This window comes from Carnobacterium sp. (assembly GCF_040274945.1).
Taxonomy (GTDB): Bacteria; Bacillota; Bacilli; order Lactobacillales; family Carnobacteriaceae; genus Carnobacterium_B.
Genome location: NZ_JBEMAR010000005.1, coordinates 147205 through 173648, shown reverse-complemented (window position 1 = coordinate 173648; position 26444 = coordinate 147205). Strand labels below are relative to the sequence as shown.

Genomic DNA, 26444 nt, shown 5'->3' with positions numbered 1-26444 from the left:
CAACTATTCATAGATTGACATACGTGCTTCCAACTTGTTCAGTAGGAAAGAAAAAACCGTGCTCATGATCCAATAAATGACCGCGATTCCCAAGTAAAACGGCATGTAACTATAATATTGAGCGATCAACAATTGAGCCGAACGCAATAATTCCGTTACACTGATGACCGATACTAAGGACGTTTCTTTCAACATACCAATAAAGGTATTCCCTACTGGCGGGATAGCAATGCGAATGGCTTGCGGAAGAATGATTCGACGCATCGCTTGCCAAGGTGTCATCCCTGTTGCATAAGCAGCTTCCATTTGACCTTTTGGAATCGACTGTAAAGCTCCACGAATCGATTCAGATAAATACGCTCCATTATTAACACTCAATGCAATAAAAGCAGCTGGCAAAGGATCTAAACTAATTCCAAAATCAACTAAACCATAATAAATAATGATGATTTGAACCAATGTCGGTGTGCCCCGGATAATCGAGACGTACCCTCGTGCAACAGCTTGAATCGCTTTATTGCCTTTCAAACGGGCTATTGCGACGATGATTCCGATAAGCGAACCAAAAAACATCGAAACCAACGTAATTAATAACGTATAATACGCTCCTTGCAACAAGAACGGGATATTCTGTATTAAAACTTCCATAAAAGAAGTACCTCTCTTCTACTTATTCTTGCTTCATGTTTAGTCTTTTGGTGGTGCTTCACCGAACCATTTCATAAAAATTTCATCATACGTACCATCTGCTTTAATATCAGCTAAAATAGTATTTACTTCTTCAATAAAGGGTTCATTACCTAATTGAACAGCAATTCCGGCTTGGTCTGATTTGATTGGTTCGCCAACTGCTTTAATCTTCAACCCATTTGCTTCAATGATTGGTTTTAAAGCATACATGTTGTTGATAGTAGCGTCGATTCGACCAGAATCCAAGTCTTTCAATGAAGTGATCACATCATCATACGTACGAATATTAAACTCACCAACTTCAGGCATCAATTCGTTACGCAAATAAGTTTCATCATTTGTTCCTAGACCTACTCCAATATCTTTACCAACAAAATCCTCAACAGAAGTAATCTCTGTATTGTCATCTTTTACAATAACTTTTACTTGATTGGTGATATATGGATCTGAGAATAGCATTTCTTTTTTACGGTCATCCGTGATCGTCATTTGACTAGCAACCATATCAAATTTACCCGTTTGCAATCCAGCTATCATTCCTGAAAATTCTTGAGAGACAAATTCAATGTCCACATCTAATCCTTTAGCAATTTCTTTAGCAATATCTGCATCAAACCCATCCATGTCTTTATCTTCATTGATAAAGTTGTACGGTTGATACGTTCCCATTACGCCAACTTTTAATACCCCAGCGTCTTGAACAGACTGCAATAAATCTCCGCCTTCAATTGAAGTGGCATCTTCTTTTGTTGATGTTCCACATGCACTAACAAATAATGCTACTGCCGCGATTCCAGCTAGCATCCATTTCTTCTTTTTCACTATTCATCTCATCCTTTTCTGTTGACGTTCTTAATTTTTAATTTTATCACTTTACAAAAAGTAAGTAAAGTAAATAGTTTGTCATTTAAAAAGTCTACATTCCGTTGATTTTGCGAACTATCGTGTCTCTACTTTATAACATTAAAGACTGCAATGGCTAAAAGACGATTCTTTAGCCTTTGCAGTACCTATGATTTTACTCATTCAAGTCCTTTTCACTTTATCTTTTTGACTTAGTGGCCTTAAACACCATAAAATCAGCACATCTCAAATCTTCTTCGAATGACGGATATTTTCCCAACATTATTTCTGATGGCTTCGGTTCGACTATACTTTCTATCATAAAGCCTGCTTTAGTTAACTTATCAACATAACTGGTTAACGTCCTGTGGAAAAATAGTAATTTATCTTTATCTCCTAATCGTTGTTCGTAGGCACCTTCATAAAAATAACGATCCACGTTCCAATGCAATTTTTCACCACTATTATTTTTCTCCCACCCACTTCCGGGAGTTACAAAACAAGGATGCAAAATTGAAAAGATAAAACTTCCTCCGTCTACCAACAAACGAAACATTTCTCGAAAGGCATTTTCGTAATTTGGTAGATCTTGTATCACCATATTTGACACAATCAAATCAAAACTGTTGTCTTCGAGCGTATCCAACTTCTCACAATTGCCTCTTAAATACTTAATTTGTAAGTCAACTGGCGTTCTCTCCTGTGCAATTTCAATCATTCTCAAAGAGTAATCCACAGCTGTTACATTCGATCCAGCCTTGGACAACAATCTGCTTAAATATCCCTCGCCACATCCTGCATCCAAAACCTGTTTATCTTTTAATTCGCCCATAAGAGAAAATAAAGTAGGATTTAAAAACACTTCTTTATGAATATCTCCTTGTTCGTTGTGATTTTTTGAATACGTATCAGCAAAAGCATCCCATCTTCTAATTGCTTCTTCAGCATCAACAATCTGTTCCACTTATGATTCCCTCCTAATTGGAACGACTTGAGTTCCGGCTATTAAATCACCTAAATGACGTTTGTCTTTTCTAAAAAATCCCATAACCAATAGGATAATAGCTAACAGAATTCCAGCATTTGTAAAAATAATCGAGCTCCAAGTTGTGAATTCCGTATATATGCCGTCGATGACACCAATATGAGCAAGTTGCCACGGTAAAAATTTAATACTATTTCTAACCAAATTTCTAAAAAACGAAAGCGTTTTATACTGCACTTTTAACCCCGCTTTTCTCTTGCCGTATGTCCCAAAGGGGTTCTTGTAATCAAGTAGCGAGAAAATTAGAACTATCGGAACAACCGATTAAAACGTCGCTATCAGTTGGGATTGAACGATTGTAAATTCAGGTATTCCATCTAATACTAGAAAATAAAAGACTAAGTTAGCCATAAGAAGAAAAACAAGATAGAGCAAAATTACACCATAATCAATTGCCAGTTCTTTGATTCTCACTTGCACTCGAATCGGATTATTCTCCCTCACTAGCTTCACCCTTTCAAACCTCAATTTGAACCTATGTGTCAATTATACTACATATTTTTACTTATCAGGTTTAAGTATAAGCTCAACTTGCGTTTAGAAAAAAACAAATATGCAAAAGCTATTGCAACGGCAATAACCCTATAGGAATTCCCAATTTTTTACTATACAATTGAAAGATACTAATCCATTTTTTTATATATAGTGGGTGTTTAAAATAAATTTACTATTAAGGGGTCTAACTTATGAAGAGTGGTTTAGAACCAATCTATAATGAAAACACTAAAATTTTAATACTCGGCAGTGCTCCAAGTGTGAAGTCGTTAGAATTGCAACAATACTACGCAAATAAAGGCAATCAATTTTGGAAAATTATTTCTGAATCTTTAAATACTACTGATCCAATCGACTATGAAAAACGGTTGGAATTATTGGTACAAAACCAAATTGGCTTATGGGATATTTACAGTCATTTTGATAGAATTGGGAGTTTAGACAGTAACTTTAAACAAACAAAATTAAATGATTTTGATGCATTATTTTCAACAGCATCTATCAAACTTATCATTGCAAATGGAGACAAGTCTTATCAAGAAATTTTAAAATCAACTATTTTTGAGCATCACACTGTTATAAAATGTTTATCCACCAGTGGTGCAAATAATGGCAAAGCACAAGAACGAAGAATAGAATGGAAAGAGGCACTTCAACTTCCCTTTCTTTCTTAATGAGTAATTTATTCAGAGCTTACAGTAGACATGGAGGAAAGAATACAATGAATCGATTTACAGAAGAAGTTATTACTCAGCTTCGCTATTACGTTTATATTTTAGTTAATCCTATTGACCATACCGTTTTTTATATTGGTAAAGGAACAAAAAATAGAGTATTCGCTCATGAATTAGATTATCTAAAAACTGACTTCTCCAATGACCTTGTGGAAAAGCAAAAATTAAATGAAATAAAGACTATTCATTCAAATGGTATGGAAGTTGATAAATATATTTTGACTTTTGGATTAAGTGAAGATGAAGCCTTCCACGTAGAGAATGCGGTTATTAACTTTTGTAAATTAATTGATGACCAAAAACTTAACGTGAAAAAATTGACCAATATCATGAGTGGACATCGTTCTGATGGACAGAAAGAGGCCTTGCAAACTTTTGGAAGAGTCGAATTGTTACAAGATGCACTTAGTCCAAAACCCGTTAATATTAATCAGTTAAGTCCCCATAAAATTATGTTTGTGAAAATCAAGCCTACTAAAGATAGATCTGATTCTAGTAAAGATTTAAAAGCTGAAGAAATGTATAACCCTGAATCCGAAGCTTTGAAAAAAAGAACCTTGGGTGATTGGGTCATGAGTTTAGATAAAGCAAACAGTATAGAATATATCCTAGGTGTCTATCCTGGCAGCGGCATGATCGTTAGTGCTTTTAAAATCATTAAAGATAATCCTAGATATGAAGTACTTCACAGCACAACAAAATCTGGAAGAAAGCAAAAAAGGTATAATTTCTATCAATATGCCGAACCACTAACAGAAATAGATGGTATTCAACTTTTCCCAGATCATATCAAATTAACAAATTATCAATACGTTAATAGCAATGGAGTACCTTGTAATATCCAAAGCGAGAGAGTTTATGTTGGATTTGATTAGACATTCATTAACCTAAATCTATCACAATAAAAAAACAAAATATCTTTATACGATATTTTGTCTTTTTATATCTAAAATTCATTAACGTACACAAACTATTAAGAGACTATTCTATCGAGCCCCTCCGCCGCCTCCACCACCGGCACCTCCACCTCCACCAAAGGAAGTTGACCCACCTGTTCCGGACGCTGCTGATGAAGCACTTGAGTTAAATCCACCACTTGCTAATCCACTTGACCAGTTATGTCTAAATCCAGTCATGCCGTTCCAATACCAATAATAATAGATGAAGGAGTTATCTCCAGAGGCATCATTCGGATTCGGAATCATTTCCTTGAACTCATCTGTGATTTCCTCACTTCTAAAGTACAAGGTATTCCAGAATAGAAATTCTTCAAATGTAAATGGATTGGCGTTGTTCGCAAAACCTTCTAAGTCGATTTCTTCTAAATAGTTATCAAATTGAACCAAACGATCAAACAGTTCGTCGCCTTCAGGACTGGCAACAGATACCTCATGTTTTGCACCCCATACGTCAACTTTGCCAAAAGAAATAAGTCCTTCTCTTTCTAAATACTCTTTTGAGTAGTCAATCAAATAATCCGCAAATTTGCCTACTTCTTTGGCATGTTTTCTTGCCCATTTTTTCATATCATCGTCTTTAACAAAGCCGTTACCGTTTGCAGCATCCAATAACATCAACCATAATCCAGTTTCATAGGTCTCACCATTTGTTTCTAGATGAGCAACGAAGTCACTGAATGACTGAGGATAACGTGCACGTTCTTCCTGAAAATGTAGGATTTCTATTTCCGTATCAAATCCTTCACCAAATAATGATTTGGTTTCAGTGGTGTGAATAAGGATCCGTTCTTCATATGACCATCTCAGTAAATAAGCTGAGAAATAATCTTCAAAATAACCTTTGTCCATGTCTTGCAATAAATATGCAATTCCTGCAAAGTCTTCTCCTTTATAAGGAATCTCTTCTAAGACAACTCCTTTGTGTTCCTTGATTCTTTGTATTCCCGTACGCATTTGTCCAGCTTCTTCTCTCGCTTGTTTTAATTTCTTAGAATATTTGATAATAAAAGCTGTGATTCCTCCACCAGCGACTGCTACGAGAGAAATAATTACGATAGGTAATGTGTTAGAAGTAGCCTCATCATTGTACGCTGAGCCATCCATGGCCATGTCACGCTGTTCTTCCAAAGTCATACCTGCACTGGCTTGTGTAGTGAACATTCCTTGAGGAAATTGCAGCAACACTGTTACATCGTTGCTGTCGTCTACTTCTTCCTCAGCTTCCCAAACAATCGTGTTGCTCTCTAATTGCATATCCCCTTCAAAACCAAAGCCCCAGAAACGGATATTATCTTCTGTAAAGGGTTCAAATCCAGTAATTTCAACCGTCAAATTTTCAGCTGGAATATCGGAAAACGTATCAAAGTTCCATAGCAGTCCTTGTCCATCTTCCAATTCGCGAACTAGGTTTGATATGGTATATGTTACTTCGTAGTCATTTTCTCCATACTCACCTATACCCCATATAAGTTCTACCCCATCATCTGTTCCTACAGTACCGTATTGACCTGCCTTTTCCTCTAGTGAAGCATCTGGATTCCAGGGTTCCAACTCTTGATAGCCGGCTACTGAGAAATCAAGCAATTTTGAATCTTGTAGATCATCTAACACGATATACAATTCAGTGCCATCGTCCATATTCATCTTTCTATGTTCTGTGACAACCCCAGATCCGTCTTCTTGCAGTTCGATTTCAATTTTCATATCTGATAATTGATTTTCCGCAAAAACTGTTTCGCCAAAAGTCATACTAAACAAAAATACTGCCCCAATACCCAGTGACCTTCTTACCCATTTATTCATTCACATATCCCCTCTTTCTTTTTTACACAACTCATTTTTAACTAGTTTTAAGTTCGAAGTTTTCTCTCTATCTCTAGTATACACAATATCACGATACACTAGGAAACGTTTTCCCTAGATAACTTCTAGAAATCATTTTTCATTTGCTCTATGTATTCTTTTAAAACAATGTTTTTGTGTAAAAAAAGAGAGCTTTATCGTTAATTCTTAAAATCAGTATAAAACTAATTTCTAGAAACAACTTAAACTCTCTTCTATACTATATAGCGCTTTTCGATGTTAACGAATATTTTAGTCACAGACCCATTTGCCATCAATCATATTACACGCTGCAGCATCTGACCCCATTAAGGTTAAACCTTTTAATTGAAATCCTTCTTCTTCAGCAATTTGTTCAATAGTTTGTTCGATTACTTCTTGCGGTTGTGCTCCGCTGATTAAATATTTTTGGTTCACCACTATAGCAGGAGCTCCTTGGATACCATAGTCTTGCACTCGTTGTAAATCTTCCATCACAGCTTGTTCTGTTTCTGGATTTTCAAATTGAGTTTTCCAAGCATCAAAATCTATAGAAGTTTGTTTCACAATGCTATCGATAATCTTCATGTCTGAAATATCTCTGTTTTCTATAAATAAAGCTTGTTGTAAACCATCAAAAACAGCCCAATAGGCTTCTTGACCCGCGATCATCCCCGCAGCTTTTGCGGCTTTTAAACCATTCTTAGATGTTGGAAACAAGAAATCTTGTTCTTTCATGCCTTCAATGTTGAAACGATGTTCGTCATCATTTTGATTAGCCGATTCCCAATGATGGATTACTTCAGGTTTTACTGCTTCATGAGAACCAAATTGTTGGATAAACTGTTCTTTCTCCCACCCTAAAGCAAATGAACGATGGATAATTTCTAATTTTGGATATTTTTTAGCTACTTCTCTCATACGATAAGACATTGGAAAACAAAAACTGCAGATGACATCATGAAAAAACTCTACTTGCATTTCAACACTCCTATTCATTAACTTCATTCGCATTTACTTACTTATTGTAACTTAAATGAATTTCGTTATCAACTTCCTACTTTTATTATCAGAATAAATCTGCTCATTAAGTTAATGAAGTTAGATAGAAGTAAACTTAATCAACTAAATTTTAAAAAAGACATGTAAGTTGAAAAACATTTAAATTTTTCCTTATATTTACTAACTGGCTGTAGTCCTATTTATTTTATTGTATACTGTTCTATAGACGAATAATCTATTGGTATTGTTCTTTTAATCGTTTACTGCAATTATTTGGTTATCTACAGCTCATTACCTAAGAAATTAAATTATACAACTGGAGATGAAATTTACTTGAAGAACAAGAATTACAAATTAAAAGCTTTTATTTTCAATCCTGTAACGGTAGCCATATACGCTATAGGATGTTATTACTTATGTTCACTTGCTCAAGACGGCGGGGTTGCTCAGAAAGCTCCCATTATCCTAATCATTTTTCTTAGTCTATTTGTTTGGGTTGGCTGGGGCTTTTATTGGTACATATGGAAACTCAATAAAAAGCAATCCACTTCTCCCCGATCGATAAAACGTAGTAAGTTTCTTTTTCTGTTCAGCATGAATTCATTCCTTTTGATCACAGTTGCGGCTGGAATAAGCCTTTATCAAAGCGGGACAAATTCCCAAGGACGATTAGCCTTTGTGATTCAAGACTATTTGAAATCTAGTGATGTTACTTTTGTTCATAATAATGTCTATGAAGATGGCTTAAATGGATTGATTGAAGACCTTGAAACGAAATATGATTTGCCTGAAGAATTGTATGTCAGTAATCAGGTCGAACTGACTTTTAATAAAGACGGTGATATCACTACTTTATACAGCTTTTTGTACGGTTTAAACGAAGATGGCGAGACGGAAAGTTTTTTGATTGATTATGACAGTTCAAAAAATGATGACCTCAATTTAACCTTGAACGGAAACGTCAATCCAACCTTTGAGAAAACGATGAGACTTCAACCGCTAGTAAATGCAATGGAAAATCTTCCAATAAAAGAAACGGTCAAAGATTGGGATGAAGAAACCCTTGGCATCTATTATGCTGGTTCCCGTAGTTGGGGATACAATACTGAAGGCGTCTTTTACTTTGATGAAAAGGGAGATACCTTTCCAATTGAAACAGCCTTCAATGAAATTATTGGCTACACGATTTCTGTTTATACCCCAAATAACAACACGATCACACCGGTACGTTTTGTTGACTATTCACCAACAGTATCTCCTGCACAAATTGGAGACGTTCCAACAGATCAAAATATGAATGACAATGAAACGTACTTTTTGACTGAAAAAACTGGTTATCAATTATTCGTAGTAGATGCTGCATTAGGCTCACGCTTCTATACCTTAAATAAGACTACAGATGGTGGGAACACTTGGGACGTCGTCAATGCTGATCCCTTTTCAGGACAATTAGGGGTTTCATCTGGGATAACTTTTATGGATGAAAACCTTGGCTTTGTTGGATTATCCCGCAGCGGAGGTAGTTATGCTGATCTTTATCTGACGACCGATGGAGGCACCACTTTTGAAGAAGTAGAATTGCCATCGATCGAAGTCCCTTTAACCGATACCGAGAAGTACGCTCCTTTCGATTTTCCGGAAATGCCTTATAAAGAAAGCGACAGTCTGTTTATTCAAGTGGGTCAAGGTCAAGATGGCGATTATAACGGCGGCAGTAAAGCCTTGTATCAGTCTAAAGACAACGGCAAGTCTTGGGCGTTTGTTGGAGAAGTTTAGTAAAGCTCACCTTATTAAAAAAGATAGCCTTCAGTTTGTTTAAACCAAACTGAAGGCTATCTTTTTTCTTACTTGCGTAAAAAGCAACTATCTTATTCCCGTTTTTCTATCTAAAGCATGTCTTGCAATTCTTGGATAGCATTTATTCTTAAATCTGATTGCTGCAATTCTTCTTCTGATCCAAATCCATAATTACACCCTATGTTAATTAGATTATGGTAGTGACCAATTTCAAAATCCTGTATGCGATCTCCTACAACAAGAAAATTTTCTTTATACTGTTTTTCAATTAATTCAAAAATCTTGTATTTGGCACTATACTCAAATGTTTCTGTGCAATACATATCCTCAAAATACTGATCTAACTGGAAAGCTTGCCGATGTGCATTCATATATTTTTCACTACAATTACTTAAAAAGATAAGTTGGTATCCCTTATCTTTTAAGTAACCTAATGTTTCCAAAGCTCCCGTATAAAGGGTTGCTTCTTTTGCGAGAATTTTTTCCAGCAACGTTTCTCCTATGATTTTTGAAGCTGTAGTTTGATGTTCAACATCTAAATTCGGCATGAAATTTTTCCACATATCTTTACTGCTATACCCTAACCATTTAGTGATTTCTTCATCTTTCCACTCTCTTGGGACAGCTTTTTTCTTCTCAATCAAATAGTTATACGCCATTTTGAAAGCAGCAATATAGTTTGCCGTACTGTCATGTAGTGTCCCATCGTAATCAAAAACAATGGTTTGAATTTTCTTTAGTCTTGTTTCATTCATGATCCGACCTTACATGCCTTTCAATAAATTGGCCATTTCAATCGCTGAAACTGCAGATTCATACCCTTTGTTTCCAGCTTTTGTACCGGCACGTTCAATGGCTTGTTCGATATTATCTGTCGTTAAGACCCCAAACATTACGGGTACACCTGTATTCATTGCAGCTGCAGCTACGCCTTTTGAAACTTCAGAACAGACGTAATCGTAGTGCGATGTAGACCCTTTAATGACTGCCCCTAAAGTGATAATAGCATCATACTTTCCTGAAGCTGCCATTTTTTGTGCAACTAATGGGATTTCATAAGCTCCTGGAACCCACGCAACTGTGATTTCTTCCTCTAGCATGCCGTGTCTTCTTAAACCGTCAACAGCCCCACTTAATAATTTTGATCCTATAAATTCATTAAACCGTGCAATCACGATACCAACCTTTAAGTCTTTTGCAATTAATTGTCCTTCGAATACGTTCATTTTAATTCCTCCATGTATGATATTTTTTTGTAGTGCGCTGGCCATTTTTAATAGTTCAAGTGATGATGCATTTTTTCTTGCTTGATCTTTAGATAGTCTTTATCTTCTGCAAAAGCTTCCATTTGAAGTGAAATTCTTTCTACAATATCCAAACCGTATTTATCCATGCTCTCTACTTTCAGTGGATTATTAGTCATCAGGCGTAGTTGCGAAACACCCAGATCATCAAAAATTTGTTTGCATTCATAGTACTCTCGTAGATCAACTGGAAAACCAAGCAATAAGTTAGCTTCAATGGTATCGTGTCCTTGATCTTGCAACGCATAAGCTCTTATTTTGTTGACTAATCCAATTCCTCGCCCCTCTTGACGCATGTAAACTAAAATCCCACGTCCTTCATCTGCAATTCGCTTCATTGCTACATCCAATTGTTGACCACAATCGCATTTTTTTGAACCAAATACATCACCTGTCAAACATTCCGAATGGATACGACATAGTACTGGTTCCCCATCACTGACTTCACCCATAACCAAAGCGACATGGTGTTCCCCAGTTACCGCATGTTCATAGGCATAGATGTCAAAATCTCCATATTTGGTAGGTAACAGTGCTTTAGATTCGCGGAAAATAACTTGTTCTTTGGTTTTACGATACTCAATTAAATCGGCAATTGTACCGATTTTCAATTCATGTTGATTGGCTAAAGCCAATAAATCGTCTCTTCTTGCCATCAATCCATCTTCATTCATGATTTCACAACATAGCCCCACTGGTTGCAGACCTGCTAAACGCATCAAGTCAACCGTTGCTTCTGTATGTCCATTTCGAACCAGCACACCCCCGTCAACAGCTTCTAATGGGAACATATGCCCTGGTCTTCTAAAGTCTTCCGCTTTTGCATCATTGCTCACCAATTTCATAGCTGTCAATGACCGTTCCCCAGCTGAAATACCCGTTGTCGTTTCCACATGATCCACTGAAATGGTAAAAGCTGTTCCATGATTATCTGTACTGTTTAAACTCATTTGTGGCAATGCGAACTTCTTTGTATAGCTTTTAGGCATAGGCATACAAATTAGACCTTTGGCATAACTAGCCATAAAGTTCACATTTTCTGTAGTAGCAAATTCAGCCGCACAAATAATGTCTCCTTCATTTTCTCTGTCTTCATCATCTACCAATAAAATGTTTTTTCCAGCTCTTAAATCAGCAAGCAATTCTTCGATTGTATTAAACATAAGTCTCTCCATTCTGTTCTAAAAGAACCCGTTATCTTTCAAAAATCCTGTCGTTACTTGACTCTCTTGAACTGGCATTTTCGAATCCAATCCTAATAATTTTTCAACATATTTTCCGATCATATCGCATTCCAGATTTACAGCAGCTCCAAGTTGCTTACGCAATAGAACGGTCTCTTCACCCGTATGAGGAATGACAGAAACCTTGAACGTCTGATCATCCACTGTCACCACTGTCAAACTAACACCATCAATTGCTATAGAACCTTTCTCGATAATGTAACGCAATAATTTAGGACTTGTTTCAACCGTGATCCAAACGGCATTATCCTCACGCTTCAATTCTCTTATCTTTCCTGTTCCATCGATATGACCACTCACCATATGGCCACCAAGACGCGTTTTCAAACTTAATGCTCGTTCCAAGTTGACGTAACTTCCTGGTGCTAACTCCCCTATGTTCGTTCTTTTTAACGATTCGGACATGACATCCGCATCAAAGGAATCACTTCCTATTTTCGTCACGGTCAAACAGATGCCATTTGTCGAGATGCTATCTCCGATATGAGTCCCTTGCAATACTTTTTTTCCCTTTATTTTGAGTATTGAAGACTTTTCACCTCGTTTGATTGATTGAATCGTTCCCATTTCCTCAATAATTCCTGTAAACATGCTTTTCCTCCAATCAATTGTTTCTCTTTATTTAATAATATAGCCTTCCACAAACAGATCTTCTCCGACCATTACAGGCGTCATCCGATCAATTTGAAACGCATTTTTTAATGAGTGAACTCCTGCCCCTTCTACAGCTGTTTTAGCCTCTTTTCCTCCGATGATTTTTGGTGCAATATAGGATTGTATTTTGTCCACAATCCCTTCTTCCAAAGCCGAGAAATTCAAATTAGCACCGCCTTCCAGTAAGATACTATCGATTCCTTTAGCTCCTACTACCTTCATTAATTCTTGTAAATCAACTCTTCCCCCTTTTTCTTTAGTCACAATCACTTCAATACCCATCTGCTTTAACATATCTAATTTTTCTTTATTGGCTCTTCTTGTGGTGGCCACAATTGTCTTCGCTTTATCTTGTTGTGTTAATACCTTTGAGGCGATTGGGATTCTAAGCTGACTATCGACCACAATTCTAATAGGATTACGACTATTTAGTGTTCGAGACGTTAGTTGAGGGTCATCCTTAATAATCGTTTCAATACCGACCATAATTCCAGCTAATTCATGGCGCAGAGAATGGACTTGTTTCCTAGATGACTCACCAGAAATCCATTGAGATTCACCAGTCACTGTAGCGATTTTTCCATCTAGAGACATTGCATTTTTCATAATCACAAATGGTTCTTTCGTAACAATGTATTTTATGAAGATCTCATTCAATTTTTGACTCTCTTCTTCTAATACACCTATAACTACTTCAATTCCATTACTACGAAGTTCTTCAATTCCTTTTCCAGCAACTAGTGGGTTTGGATCGAGTGTGCCCACTACTACTCGTTTAATATTCTTTTCTATCAATAAGTCTGAACAAGGTGGTGTTTTCCCAAAATGAGAACAAGGTTCTAACGTGACATACAACGTTGCCCCAGTCACATTTTCTTTTGCTGATGCAATTGCATTTACTTCCGCATGGGGCTGTCCATATTTTTGATGATATCCTTGCCCGATAACTCTTCCACCTTTTACAATGACAGCTCCAACTAAAGGATTAGGAGTTATCCACCCTTTCCCCTTTCTTGCCATTTCCAGTGCCATCCTCATGTACAAATCATCCAAGCCTCTCACTCCATTCAACTTAAAAAAGCCCCAAGAATATATTCTCAGGGCTTTCATCATTTTTTGCTTACAAGCCTCAACAAATAACCCCGAATACCCTATACTCGGTTACTGTTGATTTTTGTAAACTTTGTCTTCGCTTTATCCAGACTATAACTGTCGGCTTCGGAATCTAACCGAATCTGCCTTACGGCTCGTGGGCTTTACCACCGGTAGGGACTTGCACCCTGCCCTGAAGACTATTCAATTTTTACTTTTCTACACAAAAAAGCCCCAGATTTTTTATATCCAGGGCTTCGACTTATAGTTAAATAAGACTTTCTTATAATTGCTTCACAAATTCAAGATTGTTCTATATCTAAAAAAGACTATAGCTATCTTAACTTCTCTGCAATTATTTTGTCTTCGCTTTATCCAGACTATACTGTCGGCTTCGGAATCTAACCGAATCTGCCTTGCGGCTCGTGGGCTTTACCACCGGTAGGGACTTGCACCCTGCCCTGAAGACTATTTAATTTTTACTTTTCTACACAAAAAAGCCCTCAGAATTTTATATCCAGGGCTTCGACTTATAGCTAAATAAGACTAGTTAATAATTGCTTCACAAATTCATGACTGCTATCTATCCAAAAAAAGACTATAGCTATCTTAACTTCTCTGCAATTACCTTGTCTTCGCTTTATCCAGACTATACTGTCGGCTTCGGAATCTAACCGAATCTGCCTTGCGGCTCGTGGGCTTTACCACCGGTAGGGACTTACACCCTGCCCTGAAGACTAATTTACTTTTATAATGTAAGAATATATTGAAATACAAGAGATGTCAATATTTTTTATATTAATTGTCCGATTACCTTCTCTACCAAAGTATAATAAAGTGTTTTTTTGCAGAATACAAAGAAAAGTGCTAGACATACACTGGAAATGTATATCTAGCATTTTATTTGACCTTTATTTATAAGAAAGAAGAAGATTAAAGGTGAAAAATCTTACAGAATCTACCTTGAACCGTTTATTACCATTTTTACTGTAATTTTAAAAATCAGCTACTATATTCTGGAGTTGGCTTTCAATATTATTGCTAAACAAATCAATATATTTCACTTCAATCTTTGCTTCAAGATCCGATTGATTATCAGAAAAATTAAAACTCTTAAAAACTCGTTCACCATAATGATCACTCTTAGGATAAAGCAAAATCACCTTTACTACCGTTTCTGAATGATGACGATACCGCGTAAAATAGGCATACATTTGATATAAATCACTTTGCGAAGGACCATCTGCTTTTAATAACTTCCATTTTGTATCCACTATCACTACGTTGCCACTCTCGTGATTAGAACGAATGATAATATCTGGTCGTAACCTATAGCTGCTTTTACTTCCACCATGACCATCAAATAGAAAATACTGTTGTTCTTGAGTACCCACTTTAAAATCTGGAAAAGCTCTTTTCATTTTATCCGCAATATACGCCTCAAAGATAGCTTCCATAGGAAAAAGTAAGGCAAACGCCAAAGAACTTCCTTTAAATGAAGTGAATGATTTCCGTTTCAAAAAAATTTCAGCCCACTTTATGGCACGTTCATAATATGAAAATTGACGTTTTTTAGATATGAGTTGAAAAGTTACTGGAGGATTATATGTCACATTTACATTCTCAAAACACAGTAATTGTTCTCGAATCAAACGCTGATTCTTAGCTTCATGAGATAAACTTAATAAGTAAGTTAAAGTTGTTTTTATAATTTGATTTTCTGCCCCATCTACTTCAAATTCATCAAATTCGGTATAAAACTTAGCTTTATTTACAGAATTATGCTGTATTTGTTGCTGCAACAATAACTTTCCCTTTAAAAATGTTTCATTGCTTCTAGTAGTAATATAGTCTGATTTTAAACCTCTTTTTAAAATCCTATCAACTTCGCTAATAAACATGGAAATAAATAATTCTAAGACGTTATTTTTATGTTCACTCAAGTGTGACATATCGAAACTCTTTCCATTAATTTGTTTCACTGTACGAAGCATACGTATAAATAGCTTCTTAACTTCTACATGATTTTGATGTGTGCGCGAAATTTTTGGTAGAATTTCAATAGTCAGTCCTGATTTAGTCTGCAAAACTCCAACATAATTATTAGCTTGAACTCCATTACGAATAGGTTTCAAGTATTCCGAAAGACTTGAAATTTCACCATTACTCTCATCAATAAAGTTCCTTAATTCAAGAATATCCTTTTGAGTGATTTTTATACCTTGAAGTACATCATTTATATGAATTCGGTCATATTCCGCAATAGTAATCGTTCTATTCATTTACTGCACCAGAAGATTGATTTGCAATATTAGCAATAAATTTTTCGAACTCCTTTAATGAAACCGACGTTATCAATTCAAAATGCCCACTATCTTCTTCCATCCACTCATCTAATATATTCGTATCAAATACATCAGCCAGGCTCTCTTTTTCAGTCCTAATATAGATTTCGTGAGAATCATTGAGTATAGCTTTGATTTTTCTAAAATCATCATAAAAATATTCTTGAAGTAACGGTAAAATTTTATTTTCAAAAGTTTTTTGTAAGTCTTCCATCGATTGGTTATTAATAAAAAATGCATGACCTAAAGTATGTTCTCTATCATAGAGAACTCGAATACGTTTATTGAGTATATCCAATATTTCTGCTACATCAACAGTGTCTATGATTCCATTATCACCAACATTTTCTCGAATCACATCTGAATCTGGCATTTTCTCTACAAATTCAAAACGTCTTCTCAAAGCCGTATCCATCATCGAAATTGAACGATCTGCTGTATTCATAGTTCCTAGAATATATACATTATTTGGAACACCAAAACTTTCACCAGAATAAGGCAACGTTGCAGTCATTCCATCCCAGTTCCCATCTTCATAGCGCATTCGCTTGCTATCTTCTATTAAAGTGATTAACTCACCAAATATTTTGCTGATGTTCCCTCGGTTTATCTCATCAATAACAAATAAGAACTTATTTGTATTTCCATTTTCCAAATCTTTTTTTGCCTTACGACAGAAACGTAGAAATACCCCATCTTTTACTTCATAATGGATGTTTCCATCAATCGACTCAGCTCTAATCCCTTCAATAAAGTCCTCATAACCAAATGATTGATGGAATGTAACAAATTCAAAAAAGAAGTTTGCCTCTGTTTGCTTTTGTACTGGTGTAGGAACTTCACCAGCATCCATTCTTCCCACCCGAGTTAATGACCATTGGTTATCGATTTTTTCAAAAAAGTCTGTTCCTCGGCGATAAGTAGATTTCGTGCTCTCATTTGTAGCATTCTCATTGACTTCAGTACTTAACGTTCCATAGATTGATTTGTTTTTCTTTGTCTTCGCATACTCTTGAACTATTTTAGATTTTTCAATCTCTTTAATCGTTAGTGATTTGTAGTCGTATTCTTTATACGCAAGATAAATAATATCTTTCCATGAATAGCCATCAAAATTAAACTCTTGCTCTTTCGTCAGTTGATTTCCGATTAATTTTTCCCTATATTCATTAATTTGATACGTTTTACCTGTACCTGGTGGACCATATAAAATTGTATTTAAACCCATACTTTCAATTTTTTCCGTTGCTTCTGTTTCTATACCGTTAACATCTTTATCTTTTCTTTCTTTAACTGCTACATTCTTTTTATTGGATGAATATTCAATAAGAATCTCTTCTGTACCTGTACCAAACTTATTTAGCAATCCTTGCACCAGCATAAGAGCGTCTATTCCAGCAAAGGTTGCATACCAAACACTTTTTCCACCCAGTTGGATTTCCAAAATATTGGTCATTTTGCTAGCAATTCGGATAGTTTTTTGTTCTTCCACTTTCTCTTTAGAAGAATAAAAACCGATTGCGTTTCGAAAATTGCTCGTTAAGTCTTTAATTTTCGCATCTGTAGCTTCAGGGAAAACATCTCCTAAAGTGATTTCAGTATCCTCTTTGTATGGAATTTCTAAGAGTAAGGCAACTTGTTCTACAATACGCTTCCAAGCAAAGTGTTTAAGATTCTCTCTTGTAAATTCTTTTCCATTTACCTTAAATGAAAGTAGTTTTCTTTTTTCTAAGTCTTCATAGCGTAAAGTAAGAGGTTCTCCCTTTTTCAAAGTAACATCAAGTTTTCCGTACCATTGACCTTTCCAATAGGGATCATTTAAGAAATAGTAATAATCTTGCTCTATATCCTCTATAGAAAACTCAATCAATTTTTTTGCGAATTCTGACTTGTGTACATCCGGCTGCCAAATTAGCTCCTTGCTAGTATAAAAATACCATTCTTTGTTCTCTTGCTGATAATTTTTTATCCAATTTACAGATAGACTATGTTCATCATTCAAGATTTTTTCTATTAACCCAACTGCCATGATTCTCATGACCGAAACAGTATTATTATTTGGATTTTCAAATGGGAGTTCCTTTTTCCGTGTATAGGATGTTTTAGCAACTATATAGTCCCCTACACTCATTTCACTGAATTTTTGCATTTCCTCTTCTTTGTCTTCTAATTCAAGTTTCCATATTCTATGGTCAACAAAATTATCTAATTGATCAATATCTTCAAATAAAGTATCCACAAAATAATAATTTTTCCCTAAATCTACTCCCATTTACTATTCCTCCCAATTATGTACTTATTAATTCCCCTAAATCTTATGTATTCATTTATCATTCTCCTGATTACTTATTACAACGAGTAATTATTAGTATAAATTAATTTATAAAATCACACTTCATTTTTTTATTTATTATTTCTTACTTTAATCATGACCTTAACCAAATACTTTTCCGGATTTTTTTCTGCCACTTCATCAATAATATATTCTTCATAGGCATCCCCATCAATCTCATAACCATTTTCTGATAGACCATCCAACATTGTCTGATACATTTTTTCTGTTTTATTGTAATCACAATAATCATACATAACTGCATATGATCCTTCAGGTTTTATACTTACCTGATTTTTGTCTTCAGTTGATTTATTGATATAGAAATAACTAAAATTTGAAAACTCGCCCTTAGTCAATTCATTTTTTCCAATAATCGCTCCTATTGGAAAACCTTGGACAATTTGTTGTTGGTCAATAAGTGAATAAAAATCAATGAGGGCTTCATGGTATTGTTGATTTATTTTTTTCCCCATTAGTATTGGCTTTTTTTCTTGCTGGATAAATGTAAGTTTTCCTACAGTTATTACGTCTGCCAATTTTGTTAACTCTATTCTTTTTTCCAACATATCTTTGTATTGCTGTAACGTACTAATCTTTTTATCAATCTGTTTTTTTTCTTCTTGGAACAACGACAGCATTTTTTCTGGAGTTCGTTCTTGTAAATAGATTTTTATTTCTTTAATTGATTTCCCTAATTCTCTTAAAATATAGATCACACTAATGGTATCTAATTGTTTTTCTTCATACATTCGATACCTTTTATCTGTAACCATTTTGGGTGAGAATAACTTGATTTTGTCATAATAAATAAGGGTCTTTCGACTAATTCCAGATAAAGCTGAAAACTGACTAATGGTTAGATATTCCTTTTCCATATGATTCCTCTCTTCCCATCCACAGTTTTTGAAAATAAAACTTGACTGTATAGTTGCTATACAGATTATACTGCTATTATTCGCTTATTTCAAAGCATAGTGCCCGCTCCTATGCTATTGAAGTGGTTTTATTATAAACTTGTGCTAAGTTTATACGAATAACTAAAAGGAGACATGAACAATATGCATTTATTTTTTACATTTTTAAAGAAAAACAAACTGCTTGTCTTCGTTACAAGTAGCCTAATTTTACTTCAATCCATAGCAACTCTATTCATTCCTTATTTAATTGCTCAACTCATTGATAAAGGCATCTTAGAAAAAAATACCCACGTCGTTTCTTCTATTGGAATCCAGATGTTGCTTACTATTCTTGTAGGAGCCATTGTCGGGGTACTTGGAAGTTACTACACTTCTGAAATTGCTTCCCGTTTTGGAAAAGAAATTCGTAAAAAGTTATTTAGAAAAATACAAGATTTGTCACTAAATGACACGAATAAAATTGGTGTGGCCTCTTTAGTCACACGAACGTCTAGTGATGTTGTCAATATTCAAGAAGTGACATTATCTCTTTTTCAAATGGTTTTGCCAAGTCCATTTATGGCAGTCATTTCTATAGTATTGGCTTATCGGATTTCTCCTATTATGACGATCATTCCACTTGTATCCATTCTTATTTTTATCGGTGTGATTACTGCCGTAATGTTTAAATCCACTCGTTTAATCAATAACATCCAGAAAAAGATGGATAAAATGACGATGCTTGTTAGACAATTTTTTAAAGGCGTAAAAATTATTCGTGCATTTGATAATACTGAATATGAAAAAAATAAAGTGGATAGTAGTTTTAGTGATTTTGCAGCAAATATGATTCGAATCAATAAGTACTTTGCCTTTTTAACACCTGTTGCTTTTAGTCTGAACGCCCTTACGATGATTCCTATTATTTGGGTGGGTAGTTCCTTAGTTGCAGAAAATAGCATTCAAGTAGGGTCAATCACTGCCGTTATCGGGTACTCAGTCATCACAATGTCTTCATTTATCATGACCGCTTTGATCATGTTCAATATACCTAGAGCCATCGCATCATTAAATAGACTTCAAGAAGTACTGACACTTCAGCCAGAAGTGGAAGATGACAGTCTGTTGAACGAAAAAGTAGATGTTACTGTACAGCCTGCTTTGTCTTTTGAGAGCGTAACGTTTCAGTACCAAGGTGCTGACAAATCAGTCCTGGAAGACCTAGACTTTTCAATCAAAACGGGTGAAGTATTGGCTATCGTTGGTGGAACAGGATCCGGTAAAAGTACGATTGCTAAAATTCTTTTACGGTTCAATGACATTCAAAAGGGTCGAATTTTGATACACGGTACAGATATCAGCAAACTTTCTCAAAAGGACCTTCGTTCATTGATCAGCTACGTCCCACAAAGAGCATTTTTATTTAGTGGAACCATCCAGGATAATATTTTAGATGGGAATAAAGAAGCTACGGTTGACGAAATGAGACATGCAGCTCAGGTTGCTCAGGCCTTACCGTTTATAGAAGAACAGGATCAGCAATTTAATGCCTTGGTAGCTCAAGGGGGAACCAATTTTTCTGGAGGACAAAAACAACGTTTGGCAATCGCACGTGCACTGATAAAGAAATCTCAGATTTATGTATTTGACGATAGTTTTTCAGCACTGGATTATAAAACAGATGCGAAACTAAGAGCCGCTTTAAAACCAGAATTGAAAGACGCGGTAACGTTAATCATTGCCCAAAGAATCAGCACGATCATTGATGCTGATCAAATCATCGTATTAAACGAAGGGAAAATTGTGGGTAAAGGAACCCATTCAGAATTAATTGAAAAAAATCCTGTTTATCAAGAATTAGCTAAATCTCAAAATATGCTGTCTAAAAGCGAGGTGAAAGAAAATGTCTAAAAAAGAACAAGTGCTTTTAGAAGAACTAGACTCAGAAAAACCAAAAAATCTAAAAAAAGCCGTTCATTATTTTTTCGAACTGCTAATGCTTCAAAAAAAGAAAACCATTCCAGCTATTCTTTCAAACATCATTGGCACATTAGCCTATGTTTCGATTCCTTTAGTTACAGCTCAAGCTATTGATGGACTAATTGAAGCTGTAAAATTACCGGGTACTTCAATGATGGAAAGTATTCGAGCTGCAATCACGGGACCACTTTTAATCTTATTAATCATTGCTGGAATCATATTTATTTGTAATTACTTCCAGGAATATTTAATCGCCTCTGTCAGCGAAGAGGCCAGTCTAACCTTACGAAAGAAAATAACAGCTAAACTAAATAAATTGCCTTTAAATTTTTACGATCAAACACAAGTAGGCGATCTATTAAGTCGAACGACAGCCGATGCAGATAAAGTAGCGAACTTTATTATCATGAGTTTTAATCAGTTTATTAGTTCAATCATCATTGTCATTGTTGGGTTGAGTCTAATGATTTATGTTAGCGGCCGCTTATCCTTGATTATTATTTGTATGATCCTGGTCAATATTATCGTCACGAAAGTCATTTCTAAAAAGAATCAAACGTTATTTGGCGACAATATGTATACCTTAGGAAAATTAAGTGGCGCTACGGAGGAATATTATTCCGGAAACACGATTATTAAAGCTTTTAATAAACAAGAAGAAGTCATTCAAAAAGCCGATCAATTAATCGACGAACAATATAAAGCACATAAAAAGGCCCAATTTGTTAACTTTGCAATCTACCCTATCATGAGAAGCATTACTCAATTGGCGTATATCAGCAGTGCCTTAATGGGCGCTACTTTAGCCATCCAAGGAACGATAACAATCGGATTGCTTCAAGCTTTTCTACAATATGTCAATCAAATTTCAGATCCCATTACAGAAGCCTCTTACGTCGTGAACATGCTTCAAGGTTGTTTAGCAGCCATTGAACGGATTTATGAAGTTTTAGATGCAGAAAATGAAGTTCCTGATATCAAAAAGGCTAATGTGATCGATAATCCTCTTGGCCAAATCGAATTTTCGCATGTCAGCTTTGGCTACAACAAAAACCAATTGATCATGAAAGATGTTAATTTTATTGCAGAACCTAAAAAGACGATTGCCATCGTAGGTCCTACGGGTGCTGGGAAAACAACACTTGTAAACTTATTGATGCGTTTCTACGAAATTAATAGTGGTTCTATTTTATTTGATGGGATCGACACGAACACCCTAACCAGACATGATCTAAGAAAACAGTTTGGTATGGTATTGCAAGATACATGGTTATTTGAAGGAACCATTGCTGAAAATATTAGCTACGGAAAGAAAGACGCTACTAGAGAAGAAGTTATTGCCGCAGCTAAAAAAGCTCAGTGTGACTCTTTTATCCAAACGTTAACAGAAGGTTATGATACGATTATTTCGAGTGAAAATAATATGATCTCTCAAGGACAACAACAGTTGTTAACCATTGCTCGGACCATTTTATCCGATCCGAAAGTCATGATCTTAGATGAGGCCACTTCAAGTATCGATACTAAAACGGAAATTAAAATCCAACAAGCAATTGATCATCTCATGTTGGACAGAACCAGCTTTGTGATTGCCCATCGATTGTCGACAATTAAAAATGCAGACCTCATTTTAGTTATGGACAAAGGGAATATTATTGAAACTGGAAGCCACCATGAGTTATTGGAAAAAGACGGTTTCTATGCTGATCTTTATCAAAGTCAATTCCAATCAGCATAAGTCTACTAGAATTATGTGCAAAATAAATATAGTAGACAAAAAAGCTAGAAACAGGTTCTGTTTCTAGCTTTTTTCGTTAGTTCTTATTTTGAATAAACATCAACATCGTCCGATTCAATTTCTCTGTTTCATCGTGAAAAATCGCGTGTCCGCTCTTTCTAAAGGGCACGACAATAGTTTTAGAAATCAATTGAGTCATTTCTTCCACCACTTCATACGAACAAACAGTGTCTTTTTTACCATGACAAATCAAGGTCGATACCGTAATTTTTTCAAGGTCTTCTCGTACATTCTCATCTCGCATAGCCAGAGCTGAAAGAATCATCCCATAAGAAGAAGACCCTACTGCCAAATTTGTCAGCCAACCTTTATAGGAGACTAAGGTTTTCTCATGAAACAACTTTTTAATAAAGTCTTGGATCAGTTTAGGACGATCAACTTGAATTTGTTCAATCATGGCTGTGATTTCTGACTTTTTAATCCCGATGGAGTAAGCAGGTTTCTTAGCAAATTGCGGAACTGCTGCACTGATTAAGATCAGCTTTTTAATTCCAAATCCCTTATGACGAGCCATGTAACGCGTGGCTACCGCTCCACCCATCGAAAATCCGACCAAAATAGCCTCTTCAATGTGCAGTTCTTCTAAAACTCTCTTAACATCGTCCGCAAATGTGTCGTAGCCGTAATTTTCAATTACTAAATCTGATTCACCAAACCCACGAAAGTCGATTCCAATCATTCGATACCCTCTAGGCAAAAAATAATTGTACTGGTATTCAAACATCTGATGATCAAACGGCCACCCATGTAAGAAAACAATTGGCTGACCATCTCCAACATCTTCCACTGCAATAGACGCATGATTCGTTCCCATAATCATTTTTTTCATCTTAGTTGCCTCCTATTACCTTCTCTACTTAAGTATAATAGAAGTGCTACTTTTTTAACGGGATAAAGCTCAGAGTCTCTCAACATTTTGTCGGTTTTAGCCCTCATTTTTTACTCGCGTAGACTTGGCATAAACCTTATAATGACTAGCGCAATTTAATCTACTATTTTTGACAAAAAAGTTCCCTCGTGAGATGCTTTACTTGTAATAAAATCAGTCTATGAAGAGAATGGAGGATCTTTATGTCAACAATGGTTTTTGTAAATTTCCCTGTATCTGATGTCAACCGCTCTGCTGCATTTTATGAAAAATTAGGTTTTGCTAAAAATAACGAATTCTCAAACGATGAAGCTGTGGCAATGGTTTGGGATGATCACTTTTGGATTATGCTGCTGAATCACGAATTTTATAGCCGTTTCATTAAAGATAAAACAATTGCAAACACTCAAACCACTAGCAGCTCTCTAATTGCATTCAGTCTGGAAAGTGCTGATGCAGTTAAAAAATTTGCTGAAACAGCCAAAGCCAATGGCGGTGATTTCTACAAAGTAGACATGGGGATGTCTGAAGATCAAATGTTTGGACTTGAAGTACAAGATCCAGACGGAAATACCTTGGAGCCCAGTTGGATGGAAATGTAAATAGGTTTGTTCAAAACACTTAAATTACTAAATTGACGCAAAACACCTCTGTCGCATTCAATGTATATGAATGCGACAGAGGTGTTTTTATAAAGACGTTTTCTTATTTTCATAGAAATTCAATGGTTTGTTTACCTGAAATAGGGTTAACATAGGTGTGACAATCCACTTCATACAATTCTTTAATGACCGCTTCTGTTAACACTTCTTCAGGTATTCCCTCTTTAATGATCCGTCCATCTTTCATCGCATACAAATAATCCGTAAAGCATGCAGCTAGATTCAAATCATGTAAAGCTGCTAATACACCAATAGGTAAAGAACCGACTGTTCTTAAAATACTCAATTGATGTTTGATATCCAAATGATTGGTGGGTTCATCTAAAACTAAAAATTTAGGTTGTTGAACCAGGGTTCTGCCCAATATAACACGCTGTTTTTCTCCACCGGACAGGGATAAGAAACTCCTATCCGCGATTTTCCCCAAGTCTAGTTGGAGAAGAACCTGTTCAACAATTTCATAATCTAAAGCATTGTCTCTCTCCATCAAACCTTTATATGGTGAGCGTCCGAGCAATAACATATCACGGATGGAAAAATCAAAATTGACTTCGTGAAATTGTCCCACGACACCTAATTTTTTTGCGAGCTGTTTATTTGAAAGATCTTGAACAATTTCACCACCCAGAGTAATGACTCCTTCACTGGGTTCAAGTAGTTTAGAAACACTTTTCAATAAGGTTGATTTCCCACATCCATTCGGTCCAATCACACCTACAAACTGATTTTTACTAACGTGTAAGGAAATCCCTTCTATAATCTTCTGAGAGGCAATAGATACCGATACATTATCAATCGTTAAATTCATGCTTACCCTCCAAACTCGTAGCCTTTTTTCACAAAAATATAAATGAACAGTGGTGCACCAATTAAAGAAGTCAAAATACCAATAGGCAGTTCAACCGTTGGTAGGATAATACGAGACAAGATATCGCACCATACCATAAACAAAGATCCCGAGAAAACCGATAATGGTAAAAAGTACCGATGATTTGATCCGACTATCCCACGGACAATGTGAGGGATAATTAATCCTACAAATCCAATCATTCCAGTATTTGCCACAATGACCCCTGTTAGAACCGACGTAATAACAAGATACAATTTACGGTAAAATTTCAAATTTACCCCAAGCGTAATAGCTGATTCATCGCCTAACAACATAAGATTCAACGTCCGTATTTGGGTTAAGAAAAAGAGCAAACAAACCAGAACAACGGTGGCTATTAAAGGTAGCTTGGACCAACTTGCTCCGACTAAACTTCCCATCATCCAAAAAGTGACGGAACGAATCCCTTCCGCATCATTAGCGATATAAATGATGAAATTGGAAAAGGCTGTAAAAAGGGCATTTAATACCATCCCGGATAAAATCAATTTGATCGAATTCATTTGTCCAGTAGCATTCGACAACAGTAAGACCAGCAGAGCCGCTGTCACAGCACCTATAAATGCCCAAAAAGACAAACCAAACTGTGCCAATATACTGGTTCCACCAAAGCCAATCATGATAGCAAACGTTGCACCTAGTGAGGCTCCAGAAGAAATACCTAAAATATAAGGATCTGCTAGTGGGTTCTGGACCGTTGTCTGCATGACCGCACCGGCTAAGGATAAGCCCATACCTGTGAGCATCGCTAAGAGTACCCTCGGAAAACGAATCTGCCAGATGATATTTTCGAAAGAATCAGAAGAAACTCCAGGTAAGTTATCTATCCTTCCCCCTGATAAATTTTTAAGCAGTATCTGAAAAGATTCTTTTAAAGGTACCGCGACCTGTCCGACCGCGACACCAATCCCAATCGAAAAAATAATCAATACAGTAAATAGGAGTAAACACATATAAAATAATTTGCGTTGTTTATCGATATGGTTCATCC

At 35.8% G+C, this 26444-nt stretch carries 22 protein-coding genes, 1 pseudogene and 3 riboswitches; of the genes and pseudogenes, 6 read left to right on the top strand and 17 right to left on the bottom strand.

The window, feature by feature from the left end:
- Positions 1-3: 3 nt before the first annotated feature.
- The 4 genes and pseudogenes from ABS916_RS07050 to ABS916_RS07035 all read right to left on the bottom strand — a co-directional run bounded on the left by ABS916_RS07050 (position 4) and on the right by ABS916_RS07035 (position 3031).
- Positions 4-648 (bottom strand): amino acid ABC transporter permease, encoded by a 645-nt coding sequence (locus tag ABS916_RS07050; RefSeq protein WP_007721307.1) that lies wholly within the window; start codon positions 646-648, stop codon positions 4-6.
- Positions 649-687: 39 nt separating this feature from the next.
- Positions 688-1512: a substrate-binding periplasmic protein gene (locus ABS916_RS07045; RefSeq protein ID WP_350451205.1), complete on the bottom strand. Its 825-nt coding sequence runs from the start codon at positions 1510-1512 to the stop codon at positions 688-690.
- A 220-nt stretch (positions 1513-1732) separates the two neighbouring features.
- Positions 1733-2497 (bottom strand): class I SAM-dependent methyltransferase, encoded by a 765-nt coding sequence (locus ABS916_RS07040; protein WP_350451204.1) that lies wholly within the window; start codon positions 2495-2497, stop codon positions 1733-1735.
- Positions 2498-3031 (bottom strand): annotated as a pseudogene (locus tag ABS916_RS07035) (RDD family protein).
- Between the two features lie 233 nt (positions 3032-3264).
- On the opposite strand from ABS916_RS07035, the gene ABS916_RS07030 reads away from it, so the two are divergent.
- Both ABS916_RS07030 and ABS916_RS07025 read left to right on the top strand, forming a co-directional pair.
- A complete protein-coding gene (locus ABS916_RS07030) occupies positions 3265-3747 on the top strand; it encodes a DNA-deoxyinosine glycosylase (RefSeq protein WP_350451203.1) in 483 nt (160 codons plus the stop codon).
- Between the two features lie 47 nt (positions 3748-3794).
- Complete coding sequence (locus ABS916_RS07025) at positions 3795-4682, top strand: LEM-3-like GIY-YIG domain-containing protein (protein WP_350451202.1); 888 nt, start codon at positions 3795-3797, stop codon at positions 4680-4682.
- A 111-nt stretch (positions 4683-4793) separates the two neighbouring features.
- On the opposite strand, the gene ABS916_RS07020 is transcribed toward ABS916_RS07025, so the two are convergent.
- Both ABS916_RS07020 and ABS916_RS07015 read right to left on the bottom strand, forming a co-directional pair.
- Positions 4794-6569 (bottom strand): DUF2207 domain-containing protein, encoded by a 1776-nt coding sequence (locus ABS916_RS07020; RefSeq protein ID WP_350451201.1) that lies wholly within the window; start codon positions 6567-6569, stop codon positions 4794-4796.
- A gap of 291 nt (positions 6570-6860) precedes the next feature.
- A complete protein-coding gene (locus ABS916_RS07015) occupies positions 6861-7568 on the bottom strand; it encodes a DsbA family oxidoreductase (protein ID WP_350451200.1) in 708 nt (235 codons plus the stop codon).
- 615 nt (positions 7569-8183) lie between these two features.
- Between ABS916_RS07015 and ABS916_RS07010 the strand changes: the two genes are divergently transcribed.
- Positions 8184-9365, top strand: coding sequence for a WD40/YVTN/BNR-like repeat-containing protein (locus ABS916_RS07010; RefSeq protein WP_350451199.1), 1182 nt, complete (start codon positions 8184-8186; stop codon positions 9363-9365).
- 110 nt (positions 9366-9475) lie between these two features.
- Here ABS916_RS07010 and ABS916_RS07005 read toward each other — a convergent pair whose 3' ends face one another.
- The 8 genes from ABS916_RS07005 to ABS916_RS06970 form a co-directional block, all read right to left on the bottom strand.
- Complete coding sequence (locus tag ABS916_RS07005; RefSeq protein ID WP_350451198.1) at positions 9476-10141, bottom strand: HAD family hydrolase; 666 nt, start codon at positions 10139-10141, stop codon at positions 9476-9478.
- Positions 10142-10150: 9 nt separating this feature from the next.
- Positions 10151-10612 (bottom strand): 6,7-dimethyl-8-ribityllumazine synthase, encoded by a 462-nt coding sequence (gene ribH / locus ABS916_RS07000; RefSeq protein ID WP_013710124.1) that lies wholly within the window; start codon positions 10610-10612, stop codon positions 10151-10153.
- Between the two features lie 47 nt (positions 10613-10659).
- On the bottom strand, positions 10660-11853 hold the full coding sequence (locus ABS916_RS06995; protein WP_350451197.1) for a bifunctional 3,4-dihydroxy-2-butanone-4-phosphate synthase/GTP cyclohydrolase II: 1194 nt from the start codon (positions 11851-11853) through the stop codon (positions 10660-10662).
- A gap of 18 nt (positions 11854-11871) precedes the next feature.
- On the bottom strand, positions 11872-12525 hold the full coding sequence (gene ribE / locus ABS916_RS06990) for a riboflavin synthase (RefSeq protein WP_350451196.1): 654 nt from the start codon (positions 12523-12525) through the stop codon (positions 11872-11874).
- A 27-nt stretch (positions 12526-12552) separates the two neighbouring features.
- On the bottom strand, positions 12553-13626 hold the full coding sequence (ribD, locus tag ABS916_RS06985; protein WP_502880589.1) for a bifunctional diaminohydroxyphosphoribosylaminopyrimidine deaminase/5-amino-6-(5-phosphoribosylamino)uracil reductase RibD: 1074 nt from the start codon (positions 13624-13626) through the stop codon (positions 12553-12555).
- A 143-nt stretch (positions 13627-13769) separates the two neighbouring features.
- Positions 13770-13885, bottom strand: a riboswitch (FMN riboswitch).
- Positions 13886-14038: 153 nt separating this feature from the next.
- Positions 14039-14153, bottom strand: a riboswitch (FMN riboswitch).
- Positions 14154-14307: 154 nt separating this feature from the next.
- Positions 14308-14422: riboswitch (FMN riboswitch) on the bottom strand.
- A 253-nt stretch (positions 14423-14675) separates the two neighbouring features.
- Positions 14676-15962, bottom strand: a complete 1287-nt coding sequence (locus ABS916_RS06980; protein WP_350451194.1) for an McrC family protein — start codon at positions 15960-15962, stop codon at positions 14676-14678.
- Complete coding sequence (locus ABS916_RS06975) at positions 15955-18297, bottom strand: McrB family protein (RefSeq protein WP_251166308.1); 2343 nt, start codon at positions 18295-18297, stop codon at positions 15955-15957. Before ABS916_RS06975 ends, ABS916_RS06980 begins: the two co-directional genes overlap by 8 nt.
- Positions 18298-18428: 131 nt before the next feature.
- Positions 18429-19235, bottom strand: a complete 807-nt coding sequence (locus tag ABS916_RS06970; RefSeq protein ID WP_350451193.1) for a MerR family transcriptional regulator — start codon at positions 19233-19235, stop codon at positions 18429-18431.
- Between the two features lie 183 nt (positions 19236-19418).
- Between ABS916_RS06970 and ABS916_RS06965 the strand changes: the two genes are divergently transcribed.
- Both ABS916_RS06965 and ABS916_RS06960 read left to right on the top strand, forming a co-directional pair.
- Complete coding sequence (locus ABS916_RS06965; protein WP_350451192.1) at positions 19419-21167, top strand: ABC transporter ATP-binding protein; 1749 nt, start codon at positions 19419-19421, stop codon at positions 21165-21167.
- Positions 21160-22974, top strand: a complete 1815-nt coding sequence (locus ABS916_RS06960) for an ABC transporter ATP-binding protein (protein ID WP_350451191.1) — start codon at positions 21160-21162, stop codon at positions 22972-22974. The genes ABS916_RS06965 and ABS916_RS06960 overlap by 8 nt, the downstream gene beginning before the upstream one ends.
- 76 nt (positions 22975-23050) lie before the next feature.
- Here ABS916_RS06960 and ABS916_RS06955 read toward each other — a convergent pair whose 3' ends face one another.
- Entirely contained in the window at positions 23051-23863 is an 813-nt protein-coding gene (locus ABS916_RS06955; protein ID WP_350451190.1) for an alpha/beta fold hydrolase, read from the bottom strand.
- A gap of 242 nt (positions 23864-24105) precedes the next feature.
- Here ABS916_RS06955 and ABS916_RS06950 point away from each other — a divergent pair, with 242 nt between their 5' ends.
- Positions 24106-24504, top strand: a complete 399-nt coding sequence (locus tag ABS916_RS06950) for a VOC family protein (RefSeq protein ID WP_251166312.1) — start codon at positions 24106-24108, stop codon at positions 24502-24504.
- A gap of 109 nt (positions 24505-24613) precedes the next feature.
- On the opposite strand, the gene ABS916_RS06945 is transcribed toward ABS916_RS06950, so the two are convergent.
- On the bottom strand, positions 24614-25372 hold the full coding sequence (locus ABS916_RS06945; RefSeq protein ID WP_350451189.1) for an ABC transporter ATP-binding protein: 759 nt from the start codon (positions 25370-25372) through the stop codon (positions 24614-24616).
- A gap of 2 nt (positions 25373-25374) precedes the next feature.
- Positions 25375-26406 carry a FecCD family ABC transporter permease gene (locus ABS916_RS06940; protein ID WP_350451188.1) on the bottom strand — a complete coding sequence of 344 codons (1032 nt, stop codon included), beginning with the start codon at positions 26404-26406 and terminating at the stop codon, positions 25375-25377.
- Positions 26407-26444: the final 38 nt, after the last annotated feature.

What these genes read in the sequence shown, in the direction of transcription:
- ABS916_RS07050 (WP_007721307.1), bottom strand. Translation starts at nt 648, where the DNA reads ATGGAAGTTTTAATACAGAATATCCCGTTCTTGTTGCAAGGAGCGTAT.
- ABS916_RS07030 (WP_350451203.1), top strand. Translation starts at nt 3,265, where the DNA reads ATGAAGAGTGGTTTAGAACCAATCTATAATGAAAACACTAAAATTTTA.
- ABS916_RS07025 (WP_350451202.1), top strand. Translation starts at nt 3,795, where the DNA reads ATGAATCGATTTACAGAAGAAGTTATTACTCAGCTTCGCTATTACGTT.
- ABS916_RS07020 (WP_350451201.1), bottom strand. Translation starts at nt 6,569, where the DNA reads ATGAATAAATGGGTAAGAAGGTCACTGGGTATTGGGGCAGTATTTTTG.
- ABS916_RS07015 (WP_350451200.1), bottom strand. Translation starts at nt 7,568, where the DNA reads ATGCAAGTAGAGTTTTTTCATGATGTCATCTGCAGTTTTTGTTTTCCA.
- ABS916_RS07010 (WP_350451199.1), top strand. Translation starts at nt 8,184, where the DNA reads ATGAATTCATTCCTTTTGATCACAGTTGCGGCTGGAATAAGCCTTTAT.
- ABS916_RS07005 (WP_350451198.1), bottom strand. Translation starts at nt 10,141, where the DNA reads ATGAATGAAACAAGACTAAAGAAAATTCAAACCATTGTTTTTGATTAC.
- ribH (WP_013710124.1), bottom strand. Translation starts at nt 10,612, where the DNA reads ATGAACGTATTCGAAGGACAATTAATTGCAAAAGACTTAAAGGTTGGT.
- ABS916_RS06995 (WP_350451197.1), bottom strand. Translation starts at nt 11,853, where the DNA reads ATGTTTAATACAATCGAAGAATTGCTTGCTGATTTAAGAGCTGGAAAA.
- ribE (WP_350451196.1), bottom strand. Translation starts at nt 12,525, where the DNA reads ATGTTTACAGGAATTATTGAGGAAATGGGAACGATTCAATCAATCAAA.
- ribD (WP_502880589.1), bottom strand. Translation starts at nt 13,626, where the DNA reads ATGAGGATGGCACTGGAAATGGCAAGAAAGGGGAAAGGGTGGATAACT.
- ABS916_RS06980 (WP_350451194.1), bottom strand. Translation starts at nt 15,962, where the DNA reads ATGAATAGAACGATTACTATTGCGGAATATGACCGAATTCATATAAAT.
- ABS916_RS06975 (WP_251166308.1), bottom strand. Translation starts at nt 18,297, where the DNA reads ATGGGAGTAGATTTAGGGAAAAATTATTATTTTGTGGATACTTTATTT.
- ABS916_RS06970 (WP_350451193.1), bottom strand. Translation starts at nt 19,235, where the DNA reads ATGGAAAAGGAATATCTAACCATTAGTCAGTTTTCAGCTTTATCTGGA.
- ABS916_RS06965 (WP_350451192.1), top strand. Translation starts at nt 19,419, where the DNA reads ATGCATTTATTTTTTACATTTTTAAAGAAAAACAAACTGCTTGTCTTC.
- ABS916_RS06960 (WP_350451191.1), top strand. Translation starts at nt 21,160, where the DNA reads ATGTCTAAAAAAGAACAAGTGCTTTTAGAAGAACTAGACTCAGAAAAA.
- ABS916_RS06955 (WP_350451190.1), bottom strand. Translation starts at nt 23,863, where the DNA reads ATGAAAAAAATGATTATGGGAACGAATCATGCGTCTATTGCAGTGGAA.
- ABS916_RS06950 (WP_251166312.1), top strand. Translation starts at nt 24,106, where the DNA reads ATGTCAACAATGGTTTTTGTAAATTTCCCTGTATCTGATGTCAACCGC.
- ABS916_RS06945 (WP_350451189.1), bottom strand. Translation starts at nt 25,372, where the DNA reads ATGAATTTAACGATTGATAATGTATCGGTATCTATTGCCTCTCAGAAG.
- ABS916_RS06940 (WP_350451188.1), bottom strand. Translation starts at nt 26,406, where the DNA reads ATGTGTTTACTCCTATTTACTGTATTGATTATTTTTTCGATTGGGATT.